A 23,230-nucleotide genomic window follows, 5' to 3' on the forward strand; every position below is an offset into this window, starting at 1 on the left:
TCAGTTGAGCGCGAGGCTGCGCAGGATGGCAGCCGTTTCCGCATCCGCCGGGAAGAAGGATTCGACCGCGAGTTCCGACAAAGTGATTTCGACGGGCGTGCCGAAGACAGTCGTTGTCGAGATCAGGGAAAGCAAGCCGGCCTTGGTCGAAAGCTGAAGGGGAACGGCGATGCCGGCATAGTCGGTATGGACCTCGCCAGCAGTTTTAGGCGCTGGATAGGACAGCAACTCCTTCAAGAGATTGTCCAACATTGGATCGCCCGAAGCCGAGAACTGTTGGCGTAGCCTGCCGATAAGGTGGGCGCGCCACTCGGAAAGGTTTTTGATATGGGGCGCCAATCCATGTGGATGCAGGCTGAGGCGCAGTACGTTGACGGGTGGCGTGAGCAGAGACTGGTCGGCAACGGCTGAGAGCAGCGGAGCGATGGCCGCATTGGCCGCGATGAGTGTCCAATGGCGGTCGACAGCGATTGCTGGGAAGGGCTCGTGCCCTTTCAGCACCATGTCGATGGCGCGACGGGCCGGTTCCAATGCGGGATCGTCGAGCGCGCGTTCGGCAAAAACAGGAGCGAAACCCGCCGCGAGCAGCAGCGGGTTCCGATCGCGAAGGGGCACGTCGAGCCGTTCGGCAAGATGCAGCAGCATGTCGCGGCTCGGTGTCGAGCGCCCGCTCTCTATGAAGCTCAGATGCCGCTGCGAGATCTCCGCCTCCAGCGCGAGGTCGAGCTGGCTCATGCGGCGGCGCTGGCGCCATTCGCGCAGATGGTCTCCAAGGGAGCGAGCGGTCGGCGTCATCAGGCGGCTTCCGGCAGCAAATCTATGAAACCGCGGACGGATTTCAGCTTGCCGCCTTCGAGTTCGGCGAAATCCGTGCCCTTTATCAGCGCATCGCCGTTTTCCGGGCCGAGGCCCCAGGAGAAGCGCAGGTTGTCGCCGTAGCCGTCGGCCGCCCCGATCAGGGCGAAGCGGAAGCCGGGGAAGCGGCTTTGTACCGCCTCGACCAGCGAATTGATCTGTTCATGGCCTTCGCCGCGCATCAGTGGGTCGATATAGGTCGCCGCTTTGCTCCAGCTCTCGGCGATGAGAGCGCGACGGCGAGCGGCATCCGTCTCATTCCAGATGGCGAGATAGCGCTCTGCGTTGGTGTTTGCGTCGTTCATCGGGTCATCTCCTTTTGATCGCCCGTCAGTTCCAGGCAGTCCGATCATGCAGGAAGGCGATGCACCTTATCAATTACGCCAGAGGTAATGGAAGATGGTCGAACCGCCCATGACAGCCATCAGCGCCTTGGCAATTGTTCCGCAAGCTGCACATGGCCCTTGCGGGTATAGGCGATCGTGGCCGAGGCCGCGCCGAAGAGGGACTGCACCTTGTTGGTGCCGAGGGTCTGGAGAGGCGGAATGCCCGCGATCAGCATGACGGGGACGGTGATGAGGCCGCCGCCGGCAATGGAATCGACGAACCCGGCAAAGAAAGCCGCTGCGCAGAGCAGCAGAAGCAGATGGAAGGCGATATCGGGCAAGGTGGTATTCCGGGCAGGGATTTCGGACGGCCTTGTTGCATTTGCCGCCCCAAGCTGCAATGCCTGCAAAGACATGGGCAGGGCGTATTTGACGGTTTCCATGAGCGATATCTCTTTCGATACGGCGAGGTGCCACGTGCTCGGCCTCGGCTGCGAGCGCGGGACGCCGCCTGCGGAGATGCTGGCGCTTGCGATCGAGGCGCTCGACGCAGCCGCTATCGGCGCGGAGGGACTCACCGCCATTGCCTCGATCGACAGCCGAAGACTGGAGCCGGCGATCCTTGCCGTTGCTGCGCATTTTTCCGTGCCTGCCGTGTTTTTCGGCGCGCTGCGGCTGGAGGAGGAGACGCCGCGGCTGGCGAATCCGTCGGAAATCGTCTTTACCCGCGTCGGCTGCCATGGGGTCTCCGAGGCAGCTGCGCTGGCGGCCGCGGGGCCGAATGCCGAGCTTGCTGTCGCCAAGATCAAATCTGCACATGCGACGGCGGCAGTTGCCCGCAGCGGGTTGCAGAAAGCCTGATGAGCGTTATGTTGGCGCCAATTCGCGGCGCCGTCCGGCAGCTCACGGTTCACATCTAGAGGATATCTCATGCACAAGGTCATTTATGACACCGACCCTGGCGTCGACGACGCCATGGCGCTTCTCTTTCTGCATCGCCATCCCGAAATCGACCTTCTCGGCATCACCACGGTCTTCGGCAACGCCTCGGTTGAGACGACGACGCGCAATGCGCTCTTCCTCAAGCGCGAATGGAATATTCCGGCACCCGTTTCCAAGGGCGCCAGCGTCACCATCGATTCCGCGCGTGCGGAACGGCCATGGCCGGCCATGGTGCATGGCGACAACGGCCTCGGCGATATCGACGTACCGGAGACGATCGACCTGCCGCTCGATCCGCGCCCGGCGCATCGCTTTATCATCGACACGGTGCGCGCCCATCCGGGCGAGGTGCGCCTCGTCGCCGTGGGCCGAATGACCAATCTGGCGCTGGCGCTGAAGGAAGATCCGGAGATTGCGACGCTGGCCAAGGACGTCGTCATCATGGGCGGCAATTTCTATGTGCCGGGCAACGTTTCTCCGGTCGCCGAGGCCAATATCCACGGTGATCCCGAGGCTGCCGACATCGTGATGACCGCGCCGTGGAAGGTGGCGGTCATCGGCCTCGACGTCACCGCGATCACCACGATGAGTCGCAGCTATCTCGGCGAAATGGCAGCCAGGGGTGACAAGGCGGTCAAGCAGCTCGACGCACTCTCGCAGTCCTACATCGATTTCTACAGGCATGCGGTCGAAGACGGCATGATGGTGCATGACAGCTGCGCCTGCGTCTATGCCGTGGCGCCGGAGCTGTTCTCGTCGATATCGGGTGCGGTGCGCGTCGTCTGCGGCGGCATCGCCGATGGCCAGACGATCGTCAGGCGAGATGGGCGGCATTTTCCGCCTGATGGCGCCTGGGATGGCTTGCCGAGCCAGATCGTCTGCACCGGCATCGAGTCGGAGAGGGTCCTCGACCTCATCCGCAATACACTGCTTGTAGCCTGACAAGTTCGAAGGCCGGCCGCGATGCTGCCGGCCTTCGGGATATATTGTAATATATTCATTGCGTTGTGCGGGTTCTCCGAGGATTTGAATCCGACGCTTCACAAAGTGAGTCACGATCATCTCAGCAACTTCGAGTGAGGTGATGGGCGCGGCGTTGACCTTGCCCTTTGCGGGGCCTAGATCAGCAAGATGATCGATGCCGCATTCTCCCATCTTCCGGTGCTCGAGCCGGGCAACGTCTGGCTCGTCGGCGCCGGTCCCGGCGATCCCGGGCTTTTGACGCTGCTCGCCGCCAAGGGGCTTTTCGAGGCCGACGTCATCGTCCACGATGCGCTGGTCAACGAGGAATGCCTGGCGCTGGCGCGGCCGGAAACTCTGGTGGAATATGCCGGCAAGCGCGGCGGCAAGCCCTCGGCGAAACAGCGCGACATTTCGTTGCGGCTGGTGGAGCTGGCGCGCGCGGGCAAGCGGGTGCTGCGGCTGAAGGGCGGCGATCCCTTCGTGTTCGGGCGCGGCGGTGAGGAGGCGTTGACGCTGGTCGAACACAATATCCCCTTCCGCATCGTGCCCGGCATCACCGCCGGTATCGGTGGGCTCGCCTATGCCGGCATTCCGGTGACGCATCGCGACATCAACCATGCCGTGACCTTCCTCACCGGCCATGATTCCTCGGGCATCGTGCCCGACAGAATCAACTGGGAGGCGATCGGCCGAGGTTCGCCCGTCATCGTCATGTACATGGCGATCAAGCATATCGCCGAGATCAGCGCCCGTCTGATCGCCGCCGGCCGGCTGCCGTCCGAGCCCGTCGCCTTCGTCTGCAATGCCGCCACCGGCCGGCAGCAGGTGCTGGAGACGACGCTTGGAGAGGCGACCGAGGCTGTCGCCGCTTCTGGGCTCGAACCGCCGGCCGTGGTCGTCATCGGCGAGGTGGTGCGGCTCAGGGCCTCGCTCGATTGGCTTGGTGCACTGGGTGGGCGGCGATTGCAGCCCGATCCGTTCCGCCGGTTAGGCAAGGTGAGGGCATGAGCGGCCTCCTGATCGCAGCACCTTCCTCCGGCGCCGGCAAGACGACGGTGACGCTTGGGCTGCTCCGAGCGCTCCGCCGGCGCGGCATTGCGGTCGCGCCCGGCAAGGCCGGCCCTGACTATATCGATCCCGCCTTTCATGCGGCCGCAAGCGGCACCCTCTGCCTGAATTTCGATCCCTGGGCGATGCGCCCGGAACTGATCTCGGCCAATGCCGCCCTTCACCGCTCCGGCGACCGCATCCTCGTCATCGAGGCGATGATGGGACTTTTCGACGGGGCGGCCGACGGAAAGGGAACGGCGGCCGATCTCGCCGCCCAGCTCGGGCTTTCCGTGGTGCTCGTCGTCGATGCCTCGCGCATGTCGCAGTCGGTCGCGCCGCTGGTTTCGGGATTTGCCGGTTTCCGTGCCGATGTCCGCGTCGCCGGCGTCATCCTCAACAAGGTCGGCAGCGACCGGCACGAGGCGATGCTGCGACAGGCGCTCGAAGCGATCCGTATGCCTGTCATCGCCGTCATCGGCAGCGACAAGGCGCTTTCCCTGCCGGAGCGCCATCTCGGCCTCGTCCAGGCCGGCGAACATGCCACGCTCGACGCATTCATCGATCATGCGGCGGATGCGGTCTCCGAGGAATGCAATTTCGAATTCCTGCTGCGCATTGCAAAGCAGGGTCTCAATCGTCCGTCGGCGGCCAATATCGACCGGCTGCCGCCGCTGGGTGCTCGGATTGCCGTGGCGCGCGACATCGCCTTTGCCTTTTCCTACGAGCATATGCTGCTCGGCTGGCGCCGCCGGGGTGCTGCGATCTCCTTTTTCTCGCCGCTCGCCGACGAGCCGCCGGCTTTGGATGCCGATGCGATCTATCTGCCCGGCGGTTATCCCGAGCTGCATGCCGGACGGCTGGCAGAGGCGCAGAATTTCCGCGCCGGCATGCTCGATGCGGCAGCGCGCGACATCCGGATCTACGGCGAGTGCGGCGGCTACATGGTGCTTGGCGACGGGTTGATCGACGCGGAGGGCAAGCGTCATCAGATGCTCGGCCTGCTGCCCGTCGTTACCAGCTATGCCGAGCGGAAACGCCATCTCGGCTATCGCCGCGTTGTGCCGCTCGACGGCGCCTTCTTTGCGCGGATGATGACGGCCCATGAATTCCACTATTCCAGCGTCGTCTCCGAGGGCGAGGGCAAGCGGCTTTTTCAGGTGCAGGATGCGCTCGGAACCGACCTGGGTGCCGCCGGTCTCAGGCGCGACCAGGTGGCGGGGTCTTACATGCATCTGATCGATCTGGCCGGAGCAACGGCTGCATGAGCGCACCGATCGTCCATGGCGGCGGCGTCACCGCCGCTGCCGCCGCTTTCGGCGGCAGGCCGGAAGATTGGCTCGATCTTTCCACCGGCATCAATCCGTGCCCCGTCGCGCTGCCTGACATTCCGGCGCGAGCCTGGCACCGCCTGCCGGACAGGCACCTCGTCGATGAGGCAAGGCGCGCGGCGCGCGACCACTACGGTAGCGGCAAGATTCTGCCGCTGCCCGTGCCCGGCACGCAATCGGTGATCCAGCTTCTGCCGCGCCTCATCGAGGCGGGCAGGCGGGTCGCCGTGACGGACAACAAGATCGCCGTGACGGACGAACGCGTCGCCGTGGTGTCGCCGACCTATGGCGAATATGAGCGCGCCTTCGCCTCGGCGGGTTTTGCCGTCGATGCGGTCGGCGATGTTGCGGCGATCGGGGCCGGGCATCGGCTGGCTATTGTCGTCAATCCGAACAATCCTGATGGGCTGATATGGCCGGCCGAAAAGCTGATTGCCCTGCACGACAGGATGAAGGCAGCAGGCGGGCTTCTCGTCGTCGACGAGGCCTTCGGTGATACCGATCCGGCGCTCAGCCTCGCATCCCGGGCGCAGCAGCTTCCGAACCTGATCATCTTCCGCTCTTTCGGCAAGTTCTTCGGGCTTGCCGGCCTACGGCTCGGTTTTGCGATTGCGCGGGATGATATTCTCGCGCGTTTCGAAGACTGGCTCGGTCCCTGGGCGGTCTCCGGCCCGGCTCTTTCGATTGCGGGTTCGCTGCTGCGCTCGGACGTCTCTCCGATCCGCGGCCGCATCGACGAACGCAGCGCCGGCCTGCATGCAGTGCTGAAGGGCGCGGGGTTGCGGATGGCTGGAGGAACGGCGCTCTTCACCCTTGTCGCCGATGCGAAAGCCGGCGACATTTACACGCATCTCTGCCGCCATCATATTCTCGTCCGCAAGTTCGACTATGCGCCGGATTGGCTGCGTTTCGGGCTGACGCCCGATCCGGCGGCCGACAGGCGGCTTGGCGAAGTCCTTCAGAGATTTGAGCGATGACGATCGACGAAAACCTACTCGTACTGCTTCTGGCGCTGCTGCTCGACCGGATCGCCGGCGATCCGCAATGGTTGTGGTCGCGGATGCCGCATCCCGTCGTCATGTTCGGCGCGGCGATCTCTTATGCCGACCGGCAGCTCAACCCGGAAAGTCTCACCGGCTCGCAACGCCGAATGAACGGTATCGCCGCCATCCTGGCGCTGCTTCTGGTGGCGATAGCCGCAGGCTTCGTGTTCAACCGGTTCTTCGCGCTGTTCGGCCTTGCCGGCATCTTGCTGGAGACCGGGCTGGTGGCGATCTTCCTGGCGCAGAAAAGCCTTGCCGATCACGTCGCGGCCGTCGCCGTCGCCTTACGCGACGAGGGGCTTGCCGGCGGGCGGACCGCCGTTTCCCGCATCGTCGGACGCGATCCCGAGACGCTGGATGAGCCAGCCGTCTGCCGCGCGGCGATCGAAAGCCTTGCCGAGAATTTTTCCGACGGCGTCGTGGCGCCGGCTCTCTGGTATGCCGTCTTCGGCCTGCCAGGGCTCTTCGCCTACAAGATGCTGAACACGGCGGATTCGATGATCGGCCACAAGTCGGAAAAATACGTCGATTTCGGCTGGGCGGCGGCCCGACTCGACGATATCGCCAACTGGCCGGCCGCCCGGCTCTCCATCCTGCTGATCGCCGCCGGCGCCTGGATCCGGCGGGGAACAAGCGCCGGGCGCGGGGCGATCCGGGTCGCGATGCGCGACGGGGCCCTGCACCGTTCGCCGAACTCCGGCAGGCCGGAGGCGGCCATGGCAGGCGCGCTGAATGTCCAGCTCGCCGGCCCGCGCATCTATGGCGGCGTCATCGTGCGTGAACCGATGATCAACGACACCGGTCGCGACGTGGCGACCTCAGGCGACATCGAGGATGGCGTATCGGTATTCTATGCCAGCTGCATGGTGCTCGCCGGTGTTACGTTCGGGCTTTTCTTGTGTTTTCTGTAGAGGCGGCAGGGTACGATCACGCCTTGGTAGACAGCTCCCACTCAAACGTTTATGCGAAACGCCTCCTACCTCCACCAGACCGGAAGCAGAGCGATGACAGTTCAGGTTGAATTACCGTGCCCGAAGTGCAAGAGCACCAAGATGAAGTTCGAGCGTCCCGAGATCCGGGAGACCGACATCATCACCTGTGCCGCCTGCGGCCATAATCTCGGCACCATGGCCTCGATCCGCGAGAAGATGAACAAGGCCTACCAAGGGCTCAATCAGGCTGGGGCGAAGCGCAAGCTTCAATAAGCCTGCGGCGCATCCGCTTGCTGCGATGCGCCGTTGAAATTGTGATTACCATTCGGATTAAAGCAATCTAATAAGTATTGCCGTAGTCTCTCTTTCGTGAGGGCGCAAATAAGCTGCGCGGGTTCGAAGAGGGGCTATGATGAAGACGATTTTGGCGGCTGCGGCCGCAAGTTTATTGCTGCAGTTTTCTCCTGTTGCCGCTCAGGCAGCAACGCTGGTCGCCAATATCAGCATCGGCAAGCAGACGATGACTGTTTCCGAGAACGGCTTCGTCAAGTATCGCTGGAAGGTTTCGACCGCGCGCAATGGCTACGTCACGCCGACCGGTTCATGGAGCGCCAAGTGGCTGTCGCGTGATCACCGCTCCAGGAAATACGACAATGCGCCGATGCCGTACGCTGTGTTCTTCAACGGCGGTTATGCCGTTCACGCCACCTTCGACCTGAAGCGCCTGGGCCGGCCGGCCTCGCATGGCTGTGTTCGCCTGCATCCGGACAATGCCGCCCAGTTCTTCTCGCTGGCGCGGCAGGCCGGCCTTGCCAATACCCGCGTGGTCATTACGCGCTAACCGAACGGGTTATGCGCCGCGCTAACCCAACGGGTTATGAGCCGCGCTGATCCCTCTTATGCGCTGATCATCCGCTCCAGTTCATCCATGTCGGGGACGATGATATGTCGGAAATTCTCGATGCGAATGACGCCGCTCTTGCGCAGCCTGGTCATCTGACGGCTGACGGTTTCGATCGTCAGCCCGAGGAAGTCGGCGATCTCGGCGCGGGATAGCGGCAGGTCGAAGGCGGTGCTTGTGGCCGTTTGCGGTTCGGCGTGGGTGGCGATGAGGTGGAGCAGGCTTGCGACCTTCTCCTCGGCGGTGCGCCGGCCGAGCGTCAGCATCCATTCGCGCGCGGCATCCAGCTCCCTCAGCGCCTGATCGTGCAGGCTGCGCTGCAGTTCCGGCGTCTCCGATATCATGCGGTCGAGCAGGTTGCGCGGGAAGACGCAGATTTCAGAATCGGTCGCAGCCTCGGCCGACAGCGTGCTTTCGCGCACGAAGGGCCTGCCGACGAAATCGGGGGCGAATTGCAGGCCGACGATCTGCTGGCGCCCGTCCGGCATCACCTTGCAGAGTTTTATCACCCCGCGCATGATGTTCGAATAGAAAGAGCTTTCCGACCCCTGGGCGATGATCTCGCAGCCGGCCTCGATCTTCCGGCGCAGAGAGTGGCGGTTGAGCTCCCTCAATTGACCTTTCGACAGAGCGCCGCAGACGACGCCGTGTCGCGCCTGGCAGGAAGTGCAAGCGACGGGAGTGCCGGTCTCGAAAAATTCGCTGCGGGCAACATCCATGTCCCGATCCCTTTTGAAATCCTCGTCTGGCTGGCACGACTGGCGCGTCCGGCATGGCTAGCATGCCCCGCATGCCCCAGCGCCGCTTGAGGATTATCAATTTCGCTGAGATCGCTGTTTGATCTAGATCAAAGCGTTCCCGCCCGTGGGTTTTGTCGGGAACCGCGCTTGCTCCGGTGCGAGGGCCATCCATGGGTTAGATTCGGACGGCTTCTCCAATCTGCCGGCGCGGCGGGCCTTCCACAGAGGCCTCGCCTTCCGCCCCGACGCCTGTTCGGGTGACGGCAAAGGCCGGCATTCCATTGCTGTTTAAGCAACACCCGATCGACAAATTGCCATAGTGCCGGGACGAAAGCATTGGCTTTTGAAATGGATTTGCCTATGAGGGGGTTTAAATCGTCATTTCATGAGGTACAGCGCGTGACCGCTACATTCGATAAAGTTGCCGACATTATTGCAGAGACCAGCGAGATCGACCGCGCGACGATCACGCCGGAGAGCCATACGATCGACGACCTCGGTATCGACAGCCTTGATTTCCTCGACATCGTCTTTGCGATCGACAAGGAATTCGGCATCAAGATCCCGCTCGAAAAGTGGACGCAGGAAGTCAACGAAGGCAAGGTTTCCACCGAAGAATACTTCGTGCTGAAGAACCTCTGCGCCAAGATCGACGAGCTCAAAGCAGCCAAGGCCTGAGCGATATAACAGTCTTTTTGAACGCCCTGCCGCCCTGAATATGGCGGCCGGGCGGTTTCGTTCCTAACTAGTGCATGCCGCCCAAAAGTGCGCAGCGGTTTTGGGACAACGGCATGCGTAAAACAAAGACCTAAAGTGCGAACCAGACGCGCTTCAGGCGTCACCGGCGGGCGGATCTGGCCTGTCGGGCCGGAGGATCCGAATGCTGCTGGAATATTTCCAGATGATTGACCGCGTCGAAGCGGTGGACCTGAAGAAGGGCACGCTTAAGGCGCGATCCGTCGTGCCGGCCAAGAGCCCCGTCTTCGAGGGTCATTTTCCCGGCATGCCGCTCGTTCCCGGCGTGCTCCTGATCGAGACCATGGCGCAGGCCTCCGGCATGCTGGTGCTTGCCGTCACCAATTTTGCCGCCATGCCTTTCCTGATGACGGTCGACGGCGCCAAGATGCGCACCTTCGTCGAACCGGAAGCCGTGCTCGACATCGAGGCGGTGCTGGAGCATGACGGTTCGGGTTTCGCGGTCACCAAGGCTAAGATCACCAGCGGCGGCAAGAAGGTTTGCGATGCGCAGCTGAAACTGCGCACCATGCCGTTTTCCGAGGTGCCACTCGGCGATATCGTGAAGAAACGTGCCGGCGAGATCGGGCTTCTCGAAGCGATCGCGGCGCAGGGAGTGATTGGATGAGCAAGGCTGCAAACGACGTCGTCATCTCGGGCATCGGCATCGTCACCTGTCAAGGCGTCGGCAAGGATGCGCATATCGCGCTGCTTTCGGCCGCGAGCACCCCGAAAGCCATCGTCGAGACCGAAAAGTTCAAGCCCTATCCGGTGCATCCACTGCCCGAGATCGACTGGTCGCAGCAGATCGCCAAGCGCGGTGATCAGCGCCAGATGGAGAACTGGCAGCGCATCGGCGTCTTCGCCGCCGGCCTTGCGCTCGACGATGCCGGTTTCAAGGACGATATCGAGGCCTGCGGCACGATGGACATGATCGTGGCGGCCGGCGGCGGCGAGCGCGATATCAATGTCGACACGCTGATCGTCGACGAGGCGCTGAAGCGCAACGACCGCGAGCTGCTGCTCAACGAGAAGCTGACGACGGAACTCAGGCCCACGCTGTTCCTCGCCCAGCTTTCCAATCTGCTCGCCGGCAATATCTCGATCGTGCACAAGGTCACCGGCTCGTCGCGCACCTTCATGGGCGAGGAAGCGGCCGGCATATCCGCCGTCGAGACCGCCTTCTACCGTATCAAATCAGGCGAATCCTCGCATGCGCTTGTTGGAGGCGCCTTCGCGGCCGAACGGCCTGACATGATCCTGCTCACAGAAGCGATCGGCGCCCATGCGCGCGGCGACTGGGTGCCGCTCTGGTCGCGCAGACCGAGCGATGGCGGCGGCATGATCACCGGTTCGGCAGGCGCCTTCCTGGTGCTGGAATCGCGCAAACATGCTGAAGCCCGCGGCGCCCATATCTATGCTGTCATCGACGCGGTCGAGGGCGACCGCGGCAACCGCAATTCCGGCAATCTCGAAGTCCGGCTGGAGCGGCTTTTGGCGCCGGCTGCCGGGCTTGCCACTGAGAGCACGGCGATCTTTTCCGGATCGACCGGCATGCACGATCTTGCCGCTCGCGAGCGGGCGGTACTCGAACATCAATTGCCCGACGTAGCAATCCGCGGCTTCGGTGGGATCACCGGCCATACGATCGAGACGCAGTTCACGCTGGGTCTGGCGCTCGCAGCCCTTGCCGTCGACGGCAAGGCAAAAGTTCCGCCCTTCGATGCCGCCCATGAGGCGCCGATGCGGGCAGGCGCCACCGCCGCCGTCGTGACCACGGTCGGACACCAGCGCGGCGAGGGCGTCGCCGTTCTTTCCGCAAATGCGTGAGGAGTGAGAGATATGACAGCTTCCGCTTATAGAGATCACCTCGGCCGTCCGATCGTGGCTGTTACCGGCATGGGCATCATCACCTCGCTCGGCCAGGGCCTCAGCGACAACTGGGCGGCGCTTTCGTCAGGCACGTCGGGCATTCACGAAATCAACCGCTTCCCGACTGAGGGCCTGTCGACGCGGATCGCCGGCACCGTCGATTTTATCGGCATCCCGGTGCCGAATGCCGTCGAGCGCTCCTATGCCTTTGCCCGCGAAACGACGATCGAGGCGCTTGCCGATGCTGGCCTTTCCGGTGATTTCAATGGCCCGCTATTCCTCGCCGCCCCGCCGATCGAACCGGAATGGAGCGCACGCTTCGAGCTTGCCGACCGTTCGCCGGCCTCCGACCATCCGGGTGATGCCTACGAGCGCTTTCTGACGGCGCTGCGCCAGCGTCCGGACCCGGCCTTCCATGAGGCGGCGCTGTTCGGCGCGATATCCGAGCGGCTTGCCGACCGGTTCGGCACCCGCGGTCTGCCCGTGACGCTGTCGACCGCCTGCGCCTCCGGCGTCACGGCGATCCAGCTCGGCATCGAGGCGATCCGCCAGGGCCGCACCGATCGCGCGCTGACGGTCGCGACCGACGGATCGCTGAGTGCAGAAGCGCTGATCCGCTTCTCGCTGCTGTCAGCCCTTTCGACGCAGAACGATCCGCCGACCAAGGCTTCCAAGCCGTTCAGCAAGGATCGCGACGGCTTCGTGATTGCCGAAGGTGCGGCGACGCTGGTGCTGGAATCGCTGGAATCAGCAGTCGCCCGCGGCGCCAAGGTGCTCGGCATCATGAAGGGCGCCGGCGACAAGGCCGACAGCTTCCACCGCACCCGGTCGTCGCCTGACGGCGGCCCGGCGATTGCGACGATCCGCGCAGCGCTCGCCGATGCCGGCATGAGCGAGGGCGATATCGGCTATATCAATGCCCACGGCACCTCGACGCCTGAGAACGACAAGATGGAATATGGTTCGATGTCTGCCGTCTTCGGTGAGAAGCTGGTCGGCATTCCGGTTTCGTCGAACAAGTCGATGATCGGCCACACGCTGACGGCGGCGGGCGCCGTCGAGGCGGTGTTCTCGCTGCAGACGATGTTGACCGGAACGCTGCCGCCGACCATCAACTACAACAACCCCGATCCGTCGATCGTTCTCGATGTCGTGCCGAACAAGAAGCGGGAAGCTCAGGTTTCAGCCGTGCTTTCCAACTCCTTCGGCTTCGGCGGGCAGAATGCCAGCCTTGTCATGGCGCTCGAACCGGCTTAAGCGGTTCCCGACAATTTCAAGACAAGAAAAACGCCTTCCAGGCGAGGGATTTTGCCATGCGCGCTTTGCAACTGATCGACGACCGCAAGCTTGAGATCACCGATCTGCCGGAACCGGATGCCCCAGGTGCCGGCGAGGTGACGCTGCGGGTCAAGGCAGTGGCACTCAACCATATCGACGTCTGGGGATGGCGCGGCATGGCATTCGCCAAGCGCAAGATGCCGCTCGTCATTGGTGCCGAAGCCTCCGGCGTCGTCGAGGCGATCGGGCCGGGGGTCGCCAACGTGCTGCCCGGCCAGCTGGCGGCGATCTATGGCGCGCGCACCTGTGGCCTCTGCCGTCCCTGCCGCGAAGGCCGCGACAATCTCTGCGAACATGTCTCAGGCGTGCACGGCTTCCATCTCGACGGCTTTGCGCAGGAGAAGGTCAACCTCCCCGCGCGCCTATTGGTGCCTGCCCCTCCCGGCGTCGATGCGATCGGCGCGGCGCTTGCTCCGGTCACTTTCGGCACGGTCGAGCACATGCTGTTCGACAATGCCAAGCTTGAGCCGGGCGAGACGATCCTCGTCCATGCCGGTGGCTCCGGCATCGGCACGGCAGCGATCCAGCTCGCCAAGAAGATCGGCTGCACCGTCATCACCACAGTCGGTTCCGACGACAAGATCGAAAAGGCCAAAGCCCTCGGCGCCGATCACGTCATCAACTACCGCACCGACCGCTTCGAGGGCGTGGTGCGCAAGCTCACCAAGAAGAAGGGCGTCGACGTCGTCTTCGAACATGTCGGCAAGGATACCTGGGCGGGCTCGATGCTCTGCATGAAGCGCGGCGGCCGTCTCGTCACCTGTGGTTCGACCTCGGGTGTTTCCACAGAGATGAACCTGATGATGCTGTTCCAGCAGCAACTGAAGCTTTTCGGCTCCTTCGGCTGCCGCATGGAGAACATGGCGAATGCGATGCAGAAGATGGGCCGCGGGCTCGTCCATCCCGTCATCGATACCGAGGTCAGCTTCAGCGATATCGACCGGGCGCTGGAGCGGATGGAATCGCGCCAGATCTTCGGCAAGATCATCCTGAAGATGGATTGACCGCGTGAAACTGTTCATCACCCGGATCGTTCTGGCGCTCAGGAATTTCCAGCAATGGCTGGTGGCTCAGGTGATGTTCGGCTTCCTGAATTTCCTGAAGCTGTTTCCGGCCGATGGCGCGATCCGCTTCGCCGACAGGATGATGCGCCGCCTCGGCCGGCAGACCAGCCGCCACAGACTGATGCTGACCAATCTGCGCAATGCCTTCCCTGAGAAGAGCGAGGCCGAGATCGAGGAGATCGCGCTCGCCAGCTGGGGCAATATGGGCCGGCTTGCGGCCGAATACGTCTTCCTCGATCAGCTGTTCGACTATGATCCCGAAAAGTCGGAGCCGGGCAGGGTGGAGGTGTCGGGCGTCCCGATCTTCCTCGACCTGCGCGATAGTCCGCGCCCCTTCATCGTCTTTACCGGCCATACCGCCAATTTCGAGCTCCTGCCGGTGGCAGGCGCCGCTTTCGGGCTGACCGTGACCGTGCTCTTCCGGCCACCGAATAATCCTTATGTCGCCAAGAAGGTGTTCGACTTCAGGAGCGCGCGCATGGGCAAGCTGGTGCCCTCGCATGCCGGCTCCTCCTTCGCGCTCGCCCGTCAGCTCGAAGCAGGACAGGGCGTGGGCGTGCTCGTCGATCAGAAATTCCGCAAGGGGCTGAAGGGCACCTTCTTCGGACGCGAGGTCAAGACCAATCCGCTGCTGCCGAAGCTGGTGCGCCAGTTCGACTGCGAGGTTTATCCGGCGCGCTGCATCCGTCTGCCCGGAAATCGCTACCGGCTGGAAATCGAGCCGCGGCTGGATATGCCGCGCGACGCTGCGGGTAATCTCGACCTGCCGGCCGCCGCCCAGCTGCTCAACGACAAGGTGGAAAGTTGGGTGCGGGAATATCCGGAACAGTGGCTGTGGTATCACGACCGCTGGCAGATCAAGCAGACGCTCGCGCCTTAGAACAGGATGATTTCAGGCCGGCATGATGCCGAAAACCGCTCACACTTTCGGCATCATGCTCCAAAAACGTCCACCCTCATTTATCAGCGGTGAAAAGCGGCAGGTGCTCTCGGATTGAAACTGAGGGCACTTCATGTTATCCGTCACCACCAGGACGCGAATAATGTCTACCGGAAGGCGCATTTTTGGGAAATGCAGCCATGTGAGGTTTCGGACTCGTCTCTTGGGACAATGGGAGTGGAGGCGTCTTGCTGGAGCTTTTTCGAGCTTTTTCCTTGCGTTGCGTGCAAATCGAGGAAGCCATACGCCTGGGCGACGACCAGCGCGTCACGGCGCTCGACCGCCATGTCGAGCCGCTGGTCGAGGCAATCCTCGCCTGCCGGGCAGTCAATCTGCTCGAAGTTTACATGCAACTGCAGTTTGTGAGCCATCTGATCAGCCAGGATGCCGACGACAGCGCCAGCGTCACGGAGCACACGTCGGTGCTTTCCTACCTGCTCGACCGCTATTTCGGGGCGCATGGGCCGGACTGGCGCGTGCCTTCGCCGCAGGATGTGCGCATCGAGCCGCCGCCGGCTTATGTGCCGGATACCGACAATGGCCAGTTCCTCAACGCGGTGATCCTCGAAAGCCTGCCGGATCGCGTGGCGGTGCTGACCAGGGACTATCGCTACCTCTATTCCAATCCGGCCAACAGCGCCCATCTCAACAGGAAGCCGATGGAGCTCATCGGCCGCCACCTTTCCGAATTCATCGGCGAGGAGCGGTTTGCCGAATGCGCCAAGCATAAGCTCGACGCCTGTTTTGCCGGCGAACAGATCGACTATTCCTATGAGCGCTCGGCCGACAGCGGCGGATCGCGGCAGGTGCGCTGTCGCATGTCGCCGCTGCGCGATGCGGGCGGTACGGTGATCGGCGCCCTGCTCGTCATGGAAGATCTCGATCGGCTGTCGCAGGCTGCCTGATCCCGGTCGGCAGCCTTAGGCAGCCTGACCAACTCGGCTGCCTTGGGTAGTCTGGCTAAGCGGCCGCCCAGACGGCGAGCTCGTAACCGTCGCGGTCGAGGAAGTGGAAGCGACGGCCGCCGGGAAAATCGGTGATCGGCCGGCAGATCGTGCCGCCGGCTCTTTCGACTGAGGTCAGCACTTCTTCCAGGTCTCTGGCATAGACAACGACCAGCGGGCCGCCGCCCGGACGCACCGGTCCGAAATCGGTAAAGCCGCCCTTCAGCCGGCCATCGTCGAATTCGCAATAATTGGGGCCGTAATCGGTGAAGCGCCAGCCGAAGGCCGAGCCGTAAAAGGCTTTGGCGGCGGCGATGTCGGCGACGTTGAATTCGACATAATCGATACGGCGATCGTGGTTTTCTGTCTTCTCGGCCATCTATCTCTCCATCAGGGCTTTCAGCATGGCAAGATCCTTCTCGACATGGGCGGCATCGGCGGAAAACTGCGCGTCGGTCATGCCGGGCAGACGCAGCAGCGTGAACATGACCTCGCAGCCATCGCCGTTCGGCACGATGCGCAGGGCATTATAGACCCTGAGGCCGGATTCGATCGTCACTGTATGATCGATCACGCCGAATTCATTGGTAGGTACGAAGCTCACCTTGACGCTGCCAAGAGCGCCGTGGGCGATCCAGTCGGCGCCGTGCGGTTCGAGGCCGGTCGCAAGGCCGGAAGCCCAGAGCGGCATGTTCTCCGGTTTGCCGGCGAAGTCATAGACGTCGCGCCAGTCGCGCTCGATCGACAGGTGGATGATTTTCGCGGGCATTGTCGTCATCGGCTGCAGGTCCCTGTCATTTGCTTTCGTCAGAATAACAGACCGGCCGGCAGCGTCTTGAACAAAACGGTCAGTCGGCTCTTTGCCGCATGCTGAGCTGGTCAAGAATGACCGCGGGCGTCAGCGTCGAGAGCTCGCCGACCTCGCGCGTCATGTGGGGCTGATCGGCAAAGCCCGCTTCGAGCGCAAGGCGGGCAAGCGGCATCGTGTCCGACCTGCGGCAGAGGTCGAGGAAACGCTGGAACCGGCGGATCCGTTCCAGCGTCTTTGCGCCATAGCCGAAATGGTGGTGGCAGCGGCGGCGCAGCTGCCTTTCGCTCATGCCGAGCCTGTCGAGCAGGCCGGGTGCCGGGCGACGGCTGTCGGCGGCGGCGAAGATCACGGCAGCCTCTCGGGCGGGCTCTTCCTCATCGCGCGCGGCCTCTTCGAGCAGGCGGCCAAACAGCGCCGTGGCGGCTGAGGGGTCGGGGCAATCCGCAAGCCGCGCCTCGAATTCGGCAGTGTCCTTCCGGCCGAAGTCAGCGAGGGGCACCGAGCAGCCGACCAGTGCCGAGAGCGGCGTCTCCAGCCAGGGTGCTGCGGCGCCAGGCGCAAAACGTGCGCCGATGACAGTCGCGCCCGGCCGAATGACGGGAAAGGCCGCTGTCCTGTCGGGACCGGCGACAAGCAGCCGGCCGTCGATCCAGAGGAGATCGCAATAGCCATCCGGCACGATCGCCACCATTGCCGGCGGTCCGTCATGGAGCGCATGCGACCAGAGGCGGCTGAAATGGCGTCGCAGCGTCGGCGGCGGCATAGACTCACAGTAGCAGCCGGCGCGGGCCGCCAGGAGAGCCATCTCTTTTCGTTTTCCCGATGCCAATGCGATATCTCCCGATGCCCTGATAATACCATGAGACAGGGCGTTGCGGGCAGGTCGTACGAAAAACTTGCGGCTTCCGGATTGGGCGGCAGCTGGCGGGTTGTCGGACAAGCCGAGGTATTGCAAGCCTCATTTCATTGGCTTTTGCGAACCGATTAGACCCTTGCGAGACTTGCCGTTTGACCGAGACAGTGCCACAACACCGGTCCAAATGACACATCGGAGGTTTGTCGTGGAAAAGGCAGAAATCGGACTGATCGGCCTTGCGGTCATGGGCTCCAACCTGGCGCTCAACATCGCGGAAAAAGGCAATAAAATCGCGGTCTTCAACCGCACGCCGGAGAAAACCGACGAATTCTACGAAAGCGCCGGCGATCTGAAGAAGCAGATCATTCCCTGCAAAACCATCGAGGAATTCGTCGATGCGATCCGGCCGCCGCGCCCGATCATCATCATGATCAAGGCGGGCGAGCCCGTCGACCAGCAGATGGAGCTGCTGCGCCCGCATCTCTCCAAGGGCGACATCATGATCGATGCCGGCAACGCCAATTTCCGCGACACCGTCGCCCGCTTCGATCGGCTGAAGAATACCGATTTGACCTTCATCGGCATGGGTGTTTCCGGCGGCGAAGAAGGCGCGCGCCACGGCCCGTCGATCATGGTCGGCGGCACCGAAGAGTCCTGGAAGCGCGTCGAGAAGGTGCTGACCTCGATTGCCGCCCGTTACAATGACGAGCCCTGCGTCGCCTGGCTCGGCAATGACGGCGCCGGCCATTTCGTCAAGACCATCCACAATGGCATCGAATATGCCGACATGCAGATGATCGCCGAAATCTACGGCATCCTGCGCGACGGCCTCGGCAAGAGTGCCTCCGAAATCTCCGGCATCTTCGGCGAATGGAACAAGGGCCGGCTGAACTCCTACCTGATCGAAATCTCCGAGAAGGTGCTTGCCGCAACCGATCCGGTTTCCGGCGGGCCGATGGTCGACATGATCCTCGACAAGGCAGGCCAGAAGGGCACTGGCAAGTGGTCAGCGATCGAGGCGCAGAACATGGGCATTCCCGCAACGGCGATCGAAGCCGCGGTCGCTGCCCGCAGCCTCTCCTCGATGAAATCGCAGCGCGAAGCCGCCGAGAAGATCTTCGGGACCCAGGCCGTGTCCTTCCCGATCGCTTATGGCCCCGAGCTCAACAAGGATCTGGAACTGGCGCTTTTCGCCGCCAAGATCGGCGCCTATGCGCAGGGCTTCGCAGTGATGGCGGAAGCATCGCGCGAGTTCAACTGGTCGCTGCCGATGCCGACGATTGCCAGGATCTGGCGCGCCGGCTGCATCATCCGCTCGCAGTTCCTCGACGAGATCACCTCGGCCTTCACCAAGGCGCCTGACGCTGCAAACCTCATCGTCACGCCGGCTTTCTCCGACATGGTCAAGGAATCGATCCCGGCGCTGCGCCGTGTCGTCGGTGCCGCGATTGCCGCCGGCCTGCCGGTGCCGGCGCTGACCTCGGCGCTGACCTATTTCGACGCCTATCGCCAGGGCAGGGGAACGGCAAACCTCATCCAGGCACAGCGCGACTTCTTCGGCGCCCACGGCTTCGACCGCCTTGATGGTAAGGATTTCCACCACGGCCCCTGGGGCAGCGGTGCGTCGACCTTCTGAGGTTTACTGATTTTTCAAGGAGAGGCCCGGCCACTGCGCCGGGCCTTTTGCTGAAAGGCCGAGGCTGAAACCCGGAGATCACGGTGAATAGCATTCGGATAGCCGCCGCGCAGACGCCGGAGTTTCGGGAGAATGTCGAGGCGGCCTTGGATTATGCGGTTAGGGTCGCGGCGCTCGCCGAGGCTGATGGCGTTGCCCTGCTGGTCTTTCCCGAAAGTTTTCTGCAAGGCTACCTGACCGATGAACGATCGGCGCGGCGTGATGCCCTCGATCTCGCATCGGCCGAGTTCGCGGCGGTCCTGGATCGGTTGCCGAAGTCGGGACCGGTGCTGGTCATGGGGTTGATCGAGATCGATGACGGGCGATTGTTCAACACCGCCGTCGTCGTCGAGCGCGGCGCTCTCCTCGGCCGCTATCGGAAGGCCCACCTGCTGCACGGCGAACGGGCTTTCGAGGCTGGAAAGGACAGTCCGCGCTTTGCGATCGGTGCCCTGCGCTATGGGATCAACATCTGCTACGACACCAATTTTCCGGAGGCAGCCGCAAAGGTTGCTGCGTCTGGCGCATCGCTGATCTTATGCCTGTCCAACAACATGATGCCACGGGAAAAGGCGGAAATATTCAAGCCGCTGCACAATGCCGTTCGCGGTGAAAGATGCCGCGAGACAGGCCTGTGGCTGATATCGTCCGACGTAACGGGCGAGCGCGACGGGCGCATCGCCTTGGGACCGACGGCCGTGCTGAACCGGCAAGGGGAGGTCGTGGCGCAGCTGCCGCTGGAGGAGCACGGCTTGCTGGTCTTCGACTTTCCCTGTGATGGACAAGATGCAGGGGCTCGACTCAAATGACGAGCACTGCGGAATTCGGGAATGTGCGAAAGTTGGATGGGGACTGTATCCCCATCCACTTCTCATGGCTGGCTAGATCGGTTGGCCAACGTCTATGCGGTTGCCGTCGGGATCTTCAAACACGAAGGCCCGCAATCCGTAGTCCTTGTCCTGAAGGCTCTTGATGATTCTCAGCCCATATTGCTGGCAAACCGCATGCAAGGCATCGACATTGTCGACCATCAGGTGGGCAACATTGAAGTCCGCAGCCTTGTGGTTCGGCTGCAAGGTGAGATGCACTTCGCCCTGATCGCGCTTCAGGATCATGAAGCCGACAGGATTGCCGTTCTCGAATGTTTTCTTGAAGCCGAGGACATTGGCGTAAAAATCATAGGCCTTGGTCATGTCCTTGACCGGCAGCATGGCGGCAATTCGTCCGAAACGAACACCGTGATCGGCGATATCATTCATCGCAGAACCTCTGATTGCGAAGACGCAAATACCCTTCGGACGGTGCCGACAGAGATGGTACGCTCCGATGTTTCGATCAGCAGGACGGTGCCCACGAGCTTAGGTCTATAGCCTCGAAATCTTCTGCGGAAGAGGGGTAGCGGAATCCCCGCGAGGTTTTTCTGGGATCTACGACACTTCGTTTCAATGGGATAAGACATTGTTTGTACGGGCAGCCCTGACGACAACGCGCTTGAGGAATTGACAGAGATGCTTATCCGAGACGAAACGCCTGATGATATCGATGCGATTCATGATCTGACCTCGACCGCCTTCAAGCCGATGCCCTACAGCGACGGAACGGAAGCGGAGATTGTCCGAAGACTTCGTGCGGCGGGCGATCTCAAGATATCGCTGGTGGCCGAGCAGGGCGGCGAGATTCTCGGACATGTGGCGTTTTCGCCGGTGACGATCGACGGCGCGCATGAGGGCTGGTTCGGGCTGGGGCCGATATCGGTCAAGCCGGAGAGACAGCGGCAGGGCATCGGCAAGGCGATGATTGCACGGGGTCTCGAATTGTTGAACGAGATGGGCGCCAGCGGATGCGCCCTGATCGGCAATCCCGAGATCTACAGCCGTGTCGGTTTCAGCAGCGATGGACAGTTGAAGTATCTCGACCTCGATACGCGGCTCGTGCAGAGGATTGTTTTTCGCGGATCTCCGTCAAGCGGGATGTTGCAATTCGCCCCGGCATTTGAAAGCTAGAATATTTCGTTCAACGGCCGAAACTCCAACCCAACCTGACAGAGGAGGCGACGACATGTCCGAAGCGGGCGCGATGACCATTCGAACCGAGCGTCTTAGGCTCCGCATGCCTGAGATCGACGATTTCGTCGCTTATGCTGAGATCATGGCCTCGCCGCGATCCGTCGGAATGGGTGGCCCGTTCGATCTGCGCGCGGCGTGGGGGATGTTCTGTCACGACGTGGCTCTGTGGCAGCTTTTCGGGCACGGAGCGCTGATGATCGAGCTTGGCGAAACCGGCGAATGCGTCGGTCAGGTGGGGATCAATCACGGGCCGCTTTTTCCGGAAAAGGAACTGGGCTGGTTCGTCTACGAGGGATACGAGGGCAGAGGCTATGCGACCGAAGCGGCGCTCGCGCTGCGCAACTGGGCCTTCGCGACGCTCAAATTGCCATCGCTCGTCAGCTATATAGCTCCTGGCAATGCCGCATCCGTTGCCGTTGCGGAGCGGCTTGGCGCGCGTCTCGATCCCGCAGCACCCCGAACGGATCCTGCCGATCTCGTTTATCGGCACCTTGCTTCCTGAACCGCGGAACATGGTCTTGGGCGCACTGCGATTGGTTGCAGACGTCTCAGTCCCTACATGTTGATCAGCTACTGCATAATTCAAAGCGCTACAGCGCCCTTTGCGCGTCTGAAAAGACGCTCGGCGCTGGAGGATATCGGGCTCGGCAAGAGATGGGGATGTCAGATGACAGGCGAGAAGCGGGAACACTGGGACGAGGTCTACCGCACGAAATCTGCCGACAGCGTCAGCTGGTATCAGCCGACGCCTGGGCCTTCCTTGCGGGCGCTTGACGAGTTGCAACTGCCGGCCACGGCCTCGCTGATCGATGTAGGCGGCGGCGCATCGAGCCTTGTCGATCGTCTTATTGAGCGCGGGTGGTCCGACCTCACCGTCCTCGACATCGCTGCGCCGGCGCTCGAAGTCGCCAAGGCGCGGCTGCGGGATGATGCCGCCCGGATCGCCTGGGTGGTTGCCGACGTCACTTCATGGCAGCCCGACCGCCATTACGATGTGTGGCACGACCGCGCCGTCTTTCACTTCCTCACTGAGCCCGAGCAGCGGCTGGCCTATCGACGCGCGCTCGAAACCGGCACGGCGCGGGGCAGCGTCGTGATCATAGCGACCTTTGCGCCGGACGGGCCGGAACGGTGCAGCGGCCTGCCGGTCCAGCGTTACGACGCGGTGGCGCTTGCGACTGAATTCTCATCCACCTTCGCACTTCAGCGTAACTGGCGGGAGGAACACACGACACCCGGCGGCGGCCGGCAGTCGTTCCAGTGGTGCGTTTTTCGCAGGCGCTGACGATCTCGTCTACTGCTGCCTCGGTTCCCGAGGGAGGCTGTCGACGATGAAATCCGCCCGGTCGGCGACCGCGATTTTCGGCAGCGTGACGACGTCGTAGCCGAGCGTCGGATAGACGGCGGCAAGTCGATCATATTCGGCGACCGCCTCGTCGAAGCCATGGCGCCGCTCGGGGTCGGTCGTGTAGATTTCGGGCCATGGCGGGGTGAGAAAAACCCTCTGGTGATAGCGGTGGGCGGCGCCCAATTTTTCCAGGACCGGTTCTCCGGTTAGGTGCTGCAGCGCCGCCGCCGCATCGATCAGCCCGCGATCGAAAAACGTCCATCCCGCCTGCTCACGCGCAGCCTTGTGATCGGCGATCGCCATCTCGATCGCGCGGCCGGCAAAGGCGGCCATGTCGACCCAGGGCAGGGCTGCGCCGTCGCCCTCGAGTTCCTCTTTGACGATCCGCCGGCCGGGCTCTTCGACGATGGCATGACCGCGGGCGGCAAATTCCGCAAGCAGTGTCGATTTTCCGCCGCCGGAACATCCCGAAATCAAGACCGACTTGTTCATGATCAAGCT

At 62.7% G+C, this 23,230-nt stretch carries 28 protein-coding genes and 1 pseudogene; 20 read left to right on the top strand and 9 right to left on the bottom strand.

Going from position 1 to position 23,230, the window contains the following annotated elements; all coding sequences use genetic code 11:
- From OLZ32_RS01020 to OLZ32_RS01030, 3 genes and pseudogenes are all read right to left on the bottom strand, one after another.
- Window positions 1–795 (bottom strand): helix-turn-helix domain-containing protein, encoded by a 795-nt coding sequence (locus tag OLZ32_RS01020; RefSeq protein WP_264395317.1) that lies wholly within the window; start codon window positions 793–795, stop codon window positions 1–3.
- Window positions 795–1,208: a nuclear transport factor 2 family protein gene (locus OLZ32_RS01025; protein WP_017988609.1), complete on the bottom strand. Its 414-nt coding sequence runs from the start codon at window positions 1,206–1,208 to the stop codon at window positions 795–797. Before OLZ32_RS01025 ends, OLZ32_RS01020 begins: the two co-directional genes overlap by 1 nt.
- A gap of 51 nt (window positions 1,209–1,259) precedes the next feature.
- Window positions 1,260–1,522: pseudogene (locus OLZ32_RS01030) on the bottom strand (TSUP family transporter); the annotation flags it as partial.
- Window positions 1,523–1,622: 100 nt separating this feature from the next.
- On the opposite strand from OLZ32_RS01030, the gene OLZ32_RS01035 reads away from it, so the two are divergent.
- The 8 genes from OLZ32_RS01035 to OLZ32_RS01070 all read left to right on the top strand — a co-directional run bounded on the left by OLZ32_RS01035 (window position 1,623) and on the right by OLZ32_RS01070 (window position 8,280).
- Entirely contained in the window at window positions 1,623–2,042 is a 420-nt protein-coding gene (locus OLZ32_RS01035) for a cobalamin biosynthesis protein (protein ID WP_264395318.1), read from the top strand.
- 69 nt (window positions 2,043–2,111) lie between these two features.
- Window positions 2,112–3,065 (top strand): nucleoside hydrolase, encoded by a 954-nt coding sequence (locus tag OLZ32_RS01040; protein WP_003540507.1) that lies wholly within the window; start codon window positions 2,112–2,114, stop codon window positions 3,063–3,065.
- A gap of 189 nt (window positions 3,066–3,254) precedes the next feature.
- A complete protein-coding gene (cobA, locus tag OLZ32_RS01045; RefSeq protein WP_264395319.1) occupies window positions 3,255–4,094 on the top strand; it encodes a uroporphyrinogen-III C-methyltransferase in 840 nt (279 codons plus the stop codon).
- Window positions 4,091–5,401, top strand: coding sequence for a cobyrinate a,c-diamide synthase (locus OLZ32_RS01050; RefSeq protein ID WP_222390680.1), 1,311 nt, complete (start codon window positions 4,091–4,093; stop codon window positions 5,399–5,401). The genes cobA and OLZ32_RS01050 overlap by 4 nt, the downstream gene beginning before the upstream one ends.
- Complete coding sequence (gene cobD / locus OLZ32_RS01055) at window positions 5,398–6,441, top strand: threonine-phosphate decarboxylase CobD (RefSeq protein ID WP_264395320.1); 1,044 nt, start codon at window positions 5,398–5,400, stop codon at window positions 6,439–6,441. Before OLZ32_RS01050 ends, cobD begins: the two co-directional genes overlap by 4 nt.
- Window positions 6,438–7,418, top strand: coding sequence for an adenosylcobinamide-phosphate synthase CbiB (gene cbiB, locus OLZ32_RS01060; protein WP_003540493.1), 981 nt, complete (start codon window positions 6,438–6,440; stop codon window positions 7,416–7,418). The genes cobD and cbiB overlap by 4 nt, the downstream gene beginning before the upstream one ends.
- A 93-nt stretch (window positions 7,419–7,511) precedes the next feature.
- On the top strand, window positions 7,512–7,712 hold the full coding sequence (locus tag OLZ32_RS01065) for an ECs_2282 family putative zinc-binding protein (RefSeq protein WP_003540491.1): 201 nt from the start codon (window positions 7,512–7,514) through the stop codon (window positions 7,710–7,712).
- Between the two features lie 136 nt (window positions 7,713–7,848).
- The gene (locus tag OLZ32_RS01070; protein ID WP_017988607.1) at window positions 7,849–8,280 is read left to right on the top strand and encodes a L,D-transpeptidase; all 432 of its coding nucleotides are present in this window, start codon (window positions 7,849–7,851) and stop codon (window positions 8,278–8,280) included.
- A gap of 56 nt (window positions 8,281–8,336) precedes the next feature.
- Here OLZ32_RS01070 and OLZ32_RS01075 read toward each other — a convergent pair whose 3' ends face one another.
- Window positions 8,337–9,059, bottom strand: coding sequence for a Crp/Fnr family transcriptional regulator (locus OLZ32_RS01075; protein WP_264395321.1), 723 nt, complete (start codon window positions 9,057–9,059; stop codon window positions 8,337–8,339).
- Window positions 9,060–9,479: 420 nt separating this feature from the next.
- Here OLZ32_RS01075 and OLZ32_RS01080 point away from each other — a divergent pair, with 420 nt between their 5' ends.
- The 7 genes from OLZ32_RS01080 (at window position 9,480) to OLZ32_RS01110 (ending at window position 15,934) form a co-directional block, all read left to right on the top strand.
- On the top strand, window positions 9,480–9,758 hold the full coding sequence (locus OLZ32_RS01080) for an acyl carrier protein (RefSeq protein ID WP_003540486.1): 279 nt from the start codon (window positions 9,480–9,482) through the stop codon (window positions 9,756–9,758).
- Window positions 9,759–9,960: 202 nt separating this feature from the next.
- Window positions 9,961–10,443: a 3-hydroxyacyl-ACP dehydratase FabZ family protein gene (locus OLZ32_RS01085; protein WP_003540474.1), complete on the top strand. Its 483-nt coding sequence runs from the start codon at window positions 9,961–9,963 to the stop codon at window positions 10,441–10,443.
- Complete coding sequence (locus OLZ32_RS01090; protein WP_264395323.1) at window positions 10,440–11,645, top strand: beta-ketoacyl-ACP synthase; 1,206 nt, start codon at window positions 10,440–10,442, stop codon at window positions 11,643–11,645. Before OLZ32_RS01085 ends, OLZ32_RS01090 begins: the two co-directional genes overlap by 4 nt.
- Window positions 11,646–11,657: 12 nt before the next feature.
- The gene (locus OLZ32_RS01095; protein WP_130700479.1) at window positions 11,658–12,944 is read left to right on the top strand and encodes a beta-ketoacyl-ACP synthase; all 1,287 of its coding nucleotides are present in this window, start codon (window positions 11,658–11,660) and stop codon (window positions 12,942–12,944) included.
- 56 nt (window positions 12,945–13,000) lie between these two features.
- A complete protein-coding gene (locus OLZ32_RS01100; RefSeq protein WP_264395324.1) occupies window positions 13,001–14,029 on the top strand; it encodes a zinc-binding dehydrogenase in 1,029 nt (342 codons plus the stop codon).
- Window positions 14,030–14,033: 4 nt separating this feature from the next.
- A complete protein-coding gene (locus tag OLZ32_RS01105) occupies window positions 14,034–14,969 on the top strand; it encodes a lipid A biosynthesis lauroyl acyltransferase (RefSeq protein ID WP_264395326.1) in 936 nt (311 codons plus the stop codon).
- A gap of 248 nt (window positions 14,970–15,217) precedes the next feature.
- Entirely contained in the window at window positions 15,218–15,934 is a 717-nt protein-coding gene (locus OLZ32_RS01110; protein ID WP_024322086.1) for a PAS domain-containing protein, read from the top strand.
- A gap of 55 nt (window positions 15,935–15,989) precedes the next feature.
- Here the strand turns inward: OLZ32_RS01110 and OLZ32_RS01115 are convergent, their stop codons facing one another.
- The 3 genes from OLZ32_RS01115 to OLZ32_RS01125 all read right to left on the bottom strand — a co-directional run bounded on the left by OLZ32_RS01115 (window position 15,990) and on the right by OLZ32_RS01125 (window position 17,613).
- The gene (locus tag OLZ32_RS01115) at window positions 15,990–16,352 is read right to left on the bottom strand and encodes a VOC family protein (RefSeq protein ID WP_018074611.1); all 363 of its coding nucleotides are present in this window, start codon (window positions 16,350–16,352) and stop codon (window positions 15,990–15,992) included.
- Window positions 16,353–16,751 carry a polyketide cyclase gene (locus OLZ32_RS01120; protein ID WP_018074612.1) on the bottom strand — a complete coding sequence of 133 codons (399 nt, stop codon included), beginning with the start codon at window positions 16,749–16,751 and terminating at the stop codon, window positions 16,353–16,355.
- A 70-nt stretch (window positions 16,752–16,821) separates the two neighbouring features.
- Window positions 16,822–17,613 (bottom strand): AraC family transcriptional regulator, encoded by a 792-nt coding sequence (locus OLZ32_RS01125; protein WP_130754017.1) that lies wholly within the window; start codon window positions 17,611–17,613, stop codon window positions 16,822–16,824.
- Window positions 17,614–17,824: 211 nt separating this feature from the next.
- Between OLZ32_RS01125 and gndA the strand changes: the two genes are divergently transcribed.
- Both gndA and OLZ32_RS01135 read left to right on the top strand, forming a co-directional pair.
- Window positions 17,825–19,276: an NADP-dependent phosphogluconate dehydrogenase gene (gene gndA, locus OLZ32_RS01130; RefSeq protein WP_172643630.1), complete on the top strand. Its 1,452-nt coding sequence runs from the start codon at window positions 17,825–17,827 to the stop codon at window positions 19,274–19,276.
- A gap of 83 nt (window positions 19,277–19,359) precedes the next feature.
- Window positions 19,360–20,124 carry a carbon-nitrogen hydrolase family protein gene (locus tag OLZ32_RS01135; RefSeq protein WP_264395327.1) on the top strand — a complete coding sequence of 255 codons (765 nt, stop codon included), beginning with the start codon at window positions 19,360–19,362 and terminating at the stop codon, window positions 20,122–20,124.
- 72 nt (window positions 20,125–20,196) lie between these two features.
- Here the strand turns inward: OLZ32_RS01135 and OLZ32_RS01140 are convergent, their stop codons facing one another.
- Window positions 20,197–20,574 (bottom strand): VOC family protein, encoded by a 378-nt coding sequence (locus tag OLZ32_RS01140; protein ID WP_017960818.1) that lies wholly within the window; start codon window positions 20,572–20,574, stop codon window positions 20,197–20,199.
- 249 nt (window positions 20,575–20,823) lie between these two features.
- Between OLZ32_RS01140 and OLZ32_RS01145 the strand changes: the two genes are divergently transcribed.
- The 3 genes from OLZ32_RS01145 to OLZ32_RS01155 all read left to right on the top strand — a co-directional run bounded on the left by OLZ32_RS01145 (window position 20,824) and on the right by OLZ32_RS01155 (window position 22,666).
- Window positions 20,824–21,318 (top strand): GNAT family N-acetyltransferase, encoded by a 495-nt coding sequence (locus tag OLZ32_RS01145; RefSeq protein WP_264395328.1) that lies wholly within the window; start codon window positions 20,824–20,826, stop codon window positions 21,316–21,318.
- A 55-nt stretch (window positions 21,319–21,373) separates the two neighbouring features.
- A complete protein-coding gene (locus OLZ32_RS01150; protein ID WP_264395329.1) occupies window positions 21,374–21,883 on the top strand; it encodes a GNAT family N-acetyltransferase in 510 nt (169 codons plus the stop codon).
- 165 nt (window positions 21,884–22,048) lie between these two features.
- Window positions 22,049–22,666 (top strand): class I SAM-dependent methyltransferase, encoded by a 618-nt coding sequence (locus OLZ32_RS01155; RefSeq protein ID WP_264395330.1) that lies wholly within the window; start codon window positions 22,049–22,051, stop codon window positions 22,664–22,666.
- 9 nt (window positions 22,667–22,675) lie between these two features.
- On the opposite strand, the gene OLZ32_RS01160 is transcribed toward OLZ32_RS01155, so the two are convergent.
- Window positions 22,676–23,221: an AAA family ATPase gene (locus tag OLZ32_RS01160; protein ID WP_264395331.1), complete on the bottom strand. Its 546-nt coding sequence runs from the start codon at window positions 23,219–23,221 to the stop codon at window positions 22,676–22,678.
- Window positions 23,222–23,230 lie beyond the last annotated feature (9 nt).

Source organism: Rhizobium acaciae, assembly GCF_025941625.1.
Lineage (GTDB): Bacteria > Pseudomonadota > Alphaproteobacteria > Rhizobiales > Rhizobiaceae > Rhizobium > Rhizobium acaciae.

What these genes read in the sequence shown, in the direction of transcription:
- OLZ32_RS01120 (WP_018074612.1), bottom strand. Translation starts at nt 16,751, where the DNA reads ATGACGACAATGCCCGCGAAAATCATCCACCTGTCGATCGAGCGCGAC.
- OLZ32_RS01095 (WP_130700479.1), top strand. Translation starts at nt 11,658, where the DNA reads ATGACAGCTTCCGCTTATAGAGATCACCTCGGCCGTCCGATCGTGGCT.
- OLZ32_RS01025 (WP_017988609.1), bottom strand. Translation starts at nt 1,208, where the DNA reads ATGATCGGACTGCCTGGAACTGACGGGCGATCAAAAGGAGATGACCCG.
- OLZ32_RS01145 (WP_264395328.1), top strand. Translation starts at nt 20,824, where the DNA reads ATGCTTATCCGAGACGAAACGCCTGATGATATCGATGCGATTCATGAT.
- OLZ32_RS01140 (WP_017960818.1), bottom strand. Translation starts at nt 20,574, where the DNA reads ATGAATGATATCGCCGATCACGGTGTTCGTTTCGGACGAATTGCCGCC.
- OLZ32_RS01115 (WP_018074611.1), bottom strand. Translation starts at nt 16,352, where the DNA reads ATGGCCGAGAAGACAGAAAACCACGATCGCCGTATCGATTATGTCGAA.
- OLZ32_RS01090 (WP_264395323.1), top strand. Translation starts at nt 10,440, where the DNA reads ATGAGCAAGGCTGCAAACGACGTCGTCATCTCGGGCATCGGCATCGTC.
- OLZ32_RS01040 (WP_003540507.1), top strand. Translation starts at nt 2,112, where the DNA reads ATGCACAAGGTCATTTATGACACCGACCCTGGCGTCGACGACGCCATG.
- OLZ32_RS01035 (WP_264395318.1), top strand. Translation starts at nt 1,623, where the DNA reads ATGAGCGATATCTCTTTCGATACGGCGAGGTGCCACGTGCTCGGCCTC.
- OLZ32_RS01100 (WP_264395324.1), top strand. Translation starts at nt 13,001, where the DNA reads ATGCGCGCTTTGCAACTGATCGACGACCGCAAGCTTGAGATCACCGAT.
- OLZ32_RS01050 (WP_222390680.1), top strand. Translation starts at nt 4,091, where the DNA reads ATGAGCGGCCTCCTGATCGCAGCACCTTCCTCCGGCGCCGGCAAGACG.
- cobD (WP_264395320.1), top strand. Translation starts at nt 5,398, where the DNA reads ATGAGCGCACCGATCGTCCATGGCGGCGGCGTCACCGCCGCTGCCGCC.
- OLZ32_RS01150 (WP_264395329.1), top strand. Translation starts at nt 21,374, where the DNA reads ATGTCCGAAGCGGGCGCGATGACCATTCGAACCGAGCGTCTTAGGCTC.
- OLZ32_RS01070 (WP_017988607.1), top strand. Translation starts at nt 7,849, where the DNA reads ATGATGAAGACGATTTTGGCGGCTGCGGCCGCAAGTTTATTGCTGCAG.
- OLZ32_RS01155 (WP_264395330.1), top strand. Translation starts at nt 22,049, where the DNA reads ATGACAGGCGAGAAGCGGGAACACTGGGACGAGGTCTACCGCACGAAA.
- OLZ32_RS01160 (WP_264395331.1), bottom strand. Translation starts at nt 23,221, where the DNA reads ATGAACAAGTCGGTCTTGATTTCGGGATGTTCCGGCGGCGGAAAATCG.
- OLZ32_RS01065 (WP_003540491.1), top strand. Translation starts at nt 7,512, where the DNA reads ATGACAGTTCAGGTTGAATTACCGTGCCCGAAGTGCAAGAGCACCAAG.
- OLZ32_RS01085 (WP_003540474.1), top strand. Translation starts at nt 9,961, where the DNA reads ATGCTGCTGGAATATTTCCAGATGATTGACCGCGTCGAAGCGGTGGAC.
- gndA (WP_172643630.1), top strand. Translation starts at nt 17,825, where the DNA reads ATGACACATCGGAGGTTTGTCGTGGAAAAGGCAGAAATCGGACTGATC.
- cobA (WP_264395319.1), top strand. Translation starts at nt 3,255, where the DNA reads ATGATCGATGCCGCATTCTCCCATCTTCCGGTGCTCGAGCCGGGCAAC.
- OLZ32_RS01075 (WP_264395321.1), bottom strand. Translation starts at nt 9,059, where the DNA reads ATGGATGTTGCCCGCAGCGAATTTTTCGAGACCGGCACTCCCGTCGCT.
- OLZ32_RS01020 (WP_264395317.1), bottom strand. Translation starts at nt 795, where the DNA reads ATGACGCCGACCGCTCGCTCCCTTGGAGACCATCTGCGCGAATGGCGC.
- cbiB (WP_003540493.1), top strand. Translation starts at nt 6,438, where the DNA reads ATGACGATCGACGAAAACCTACTCGTACTGCTTCTGGCGCTGCTGCTC.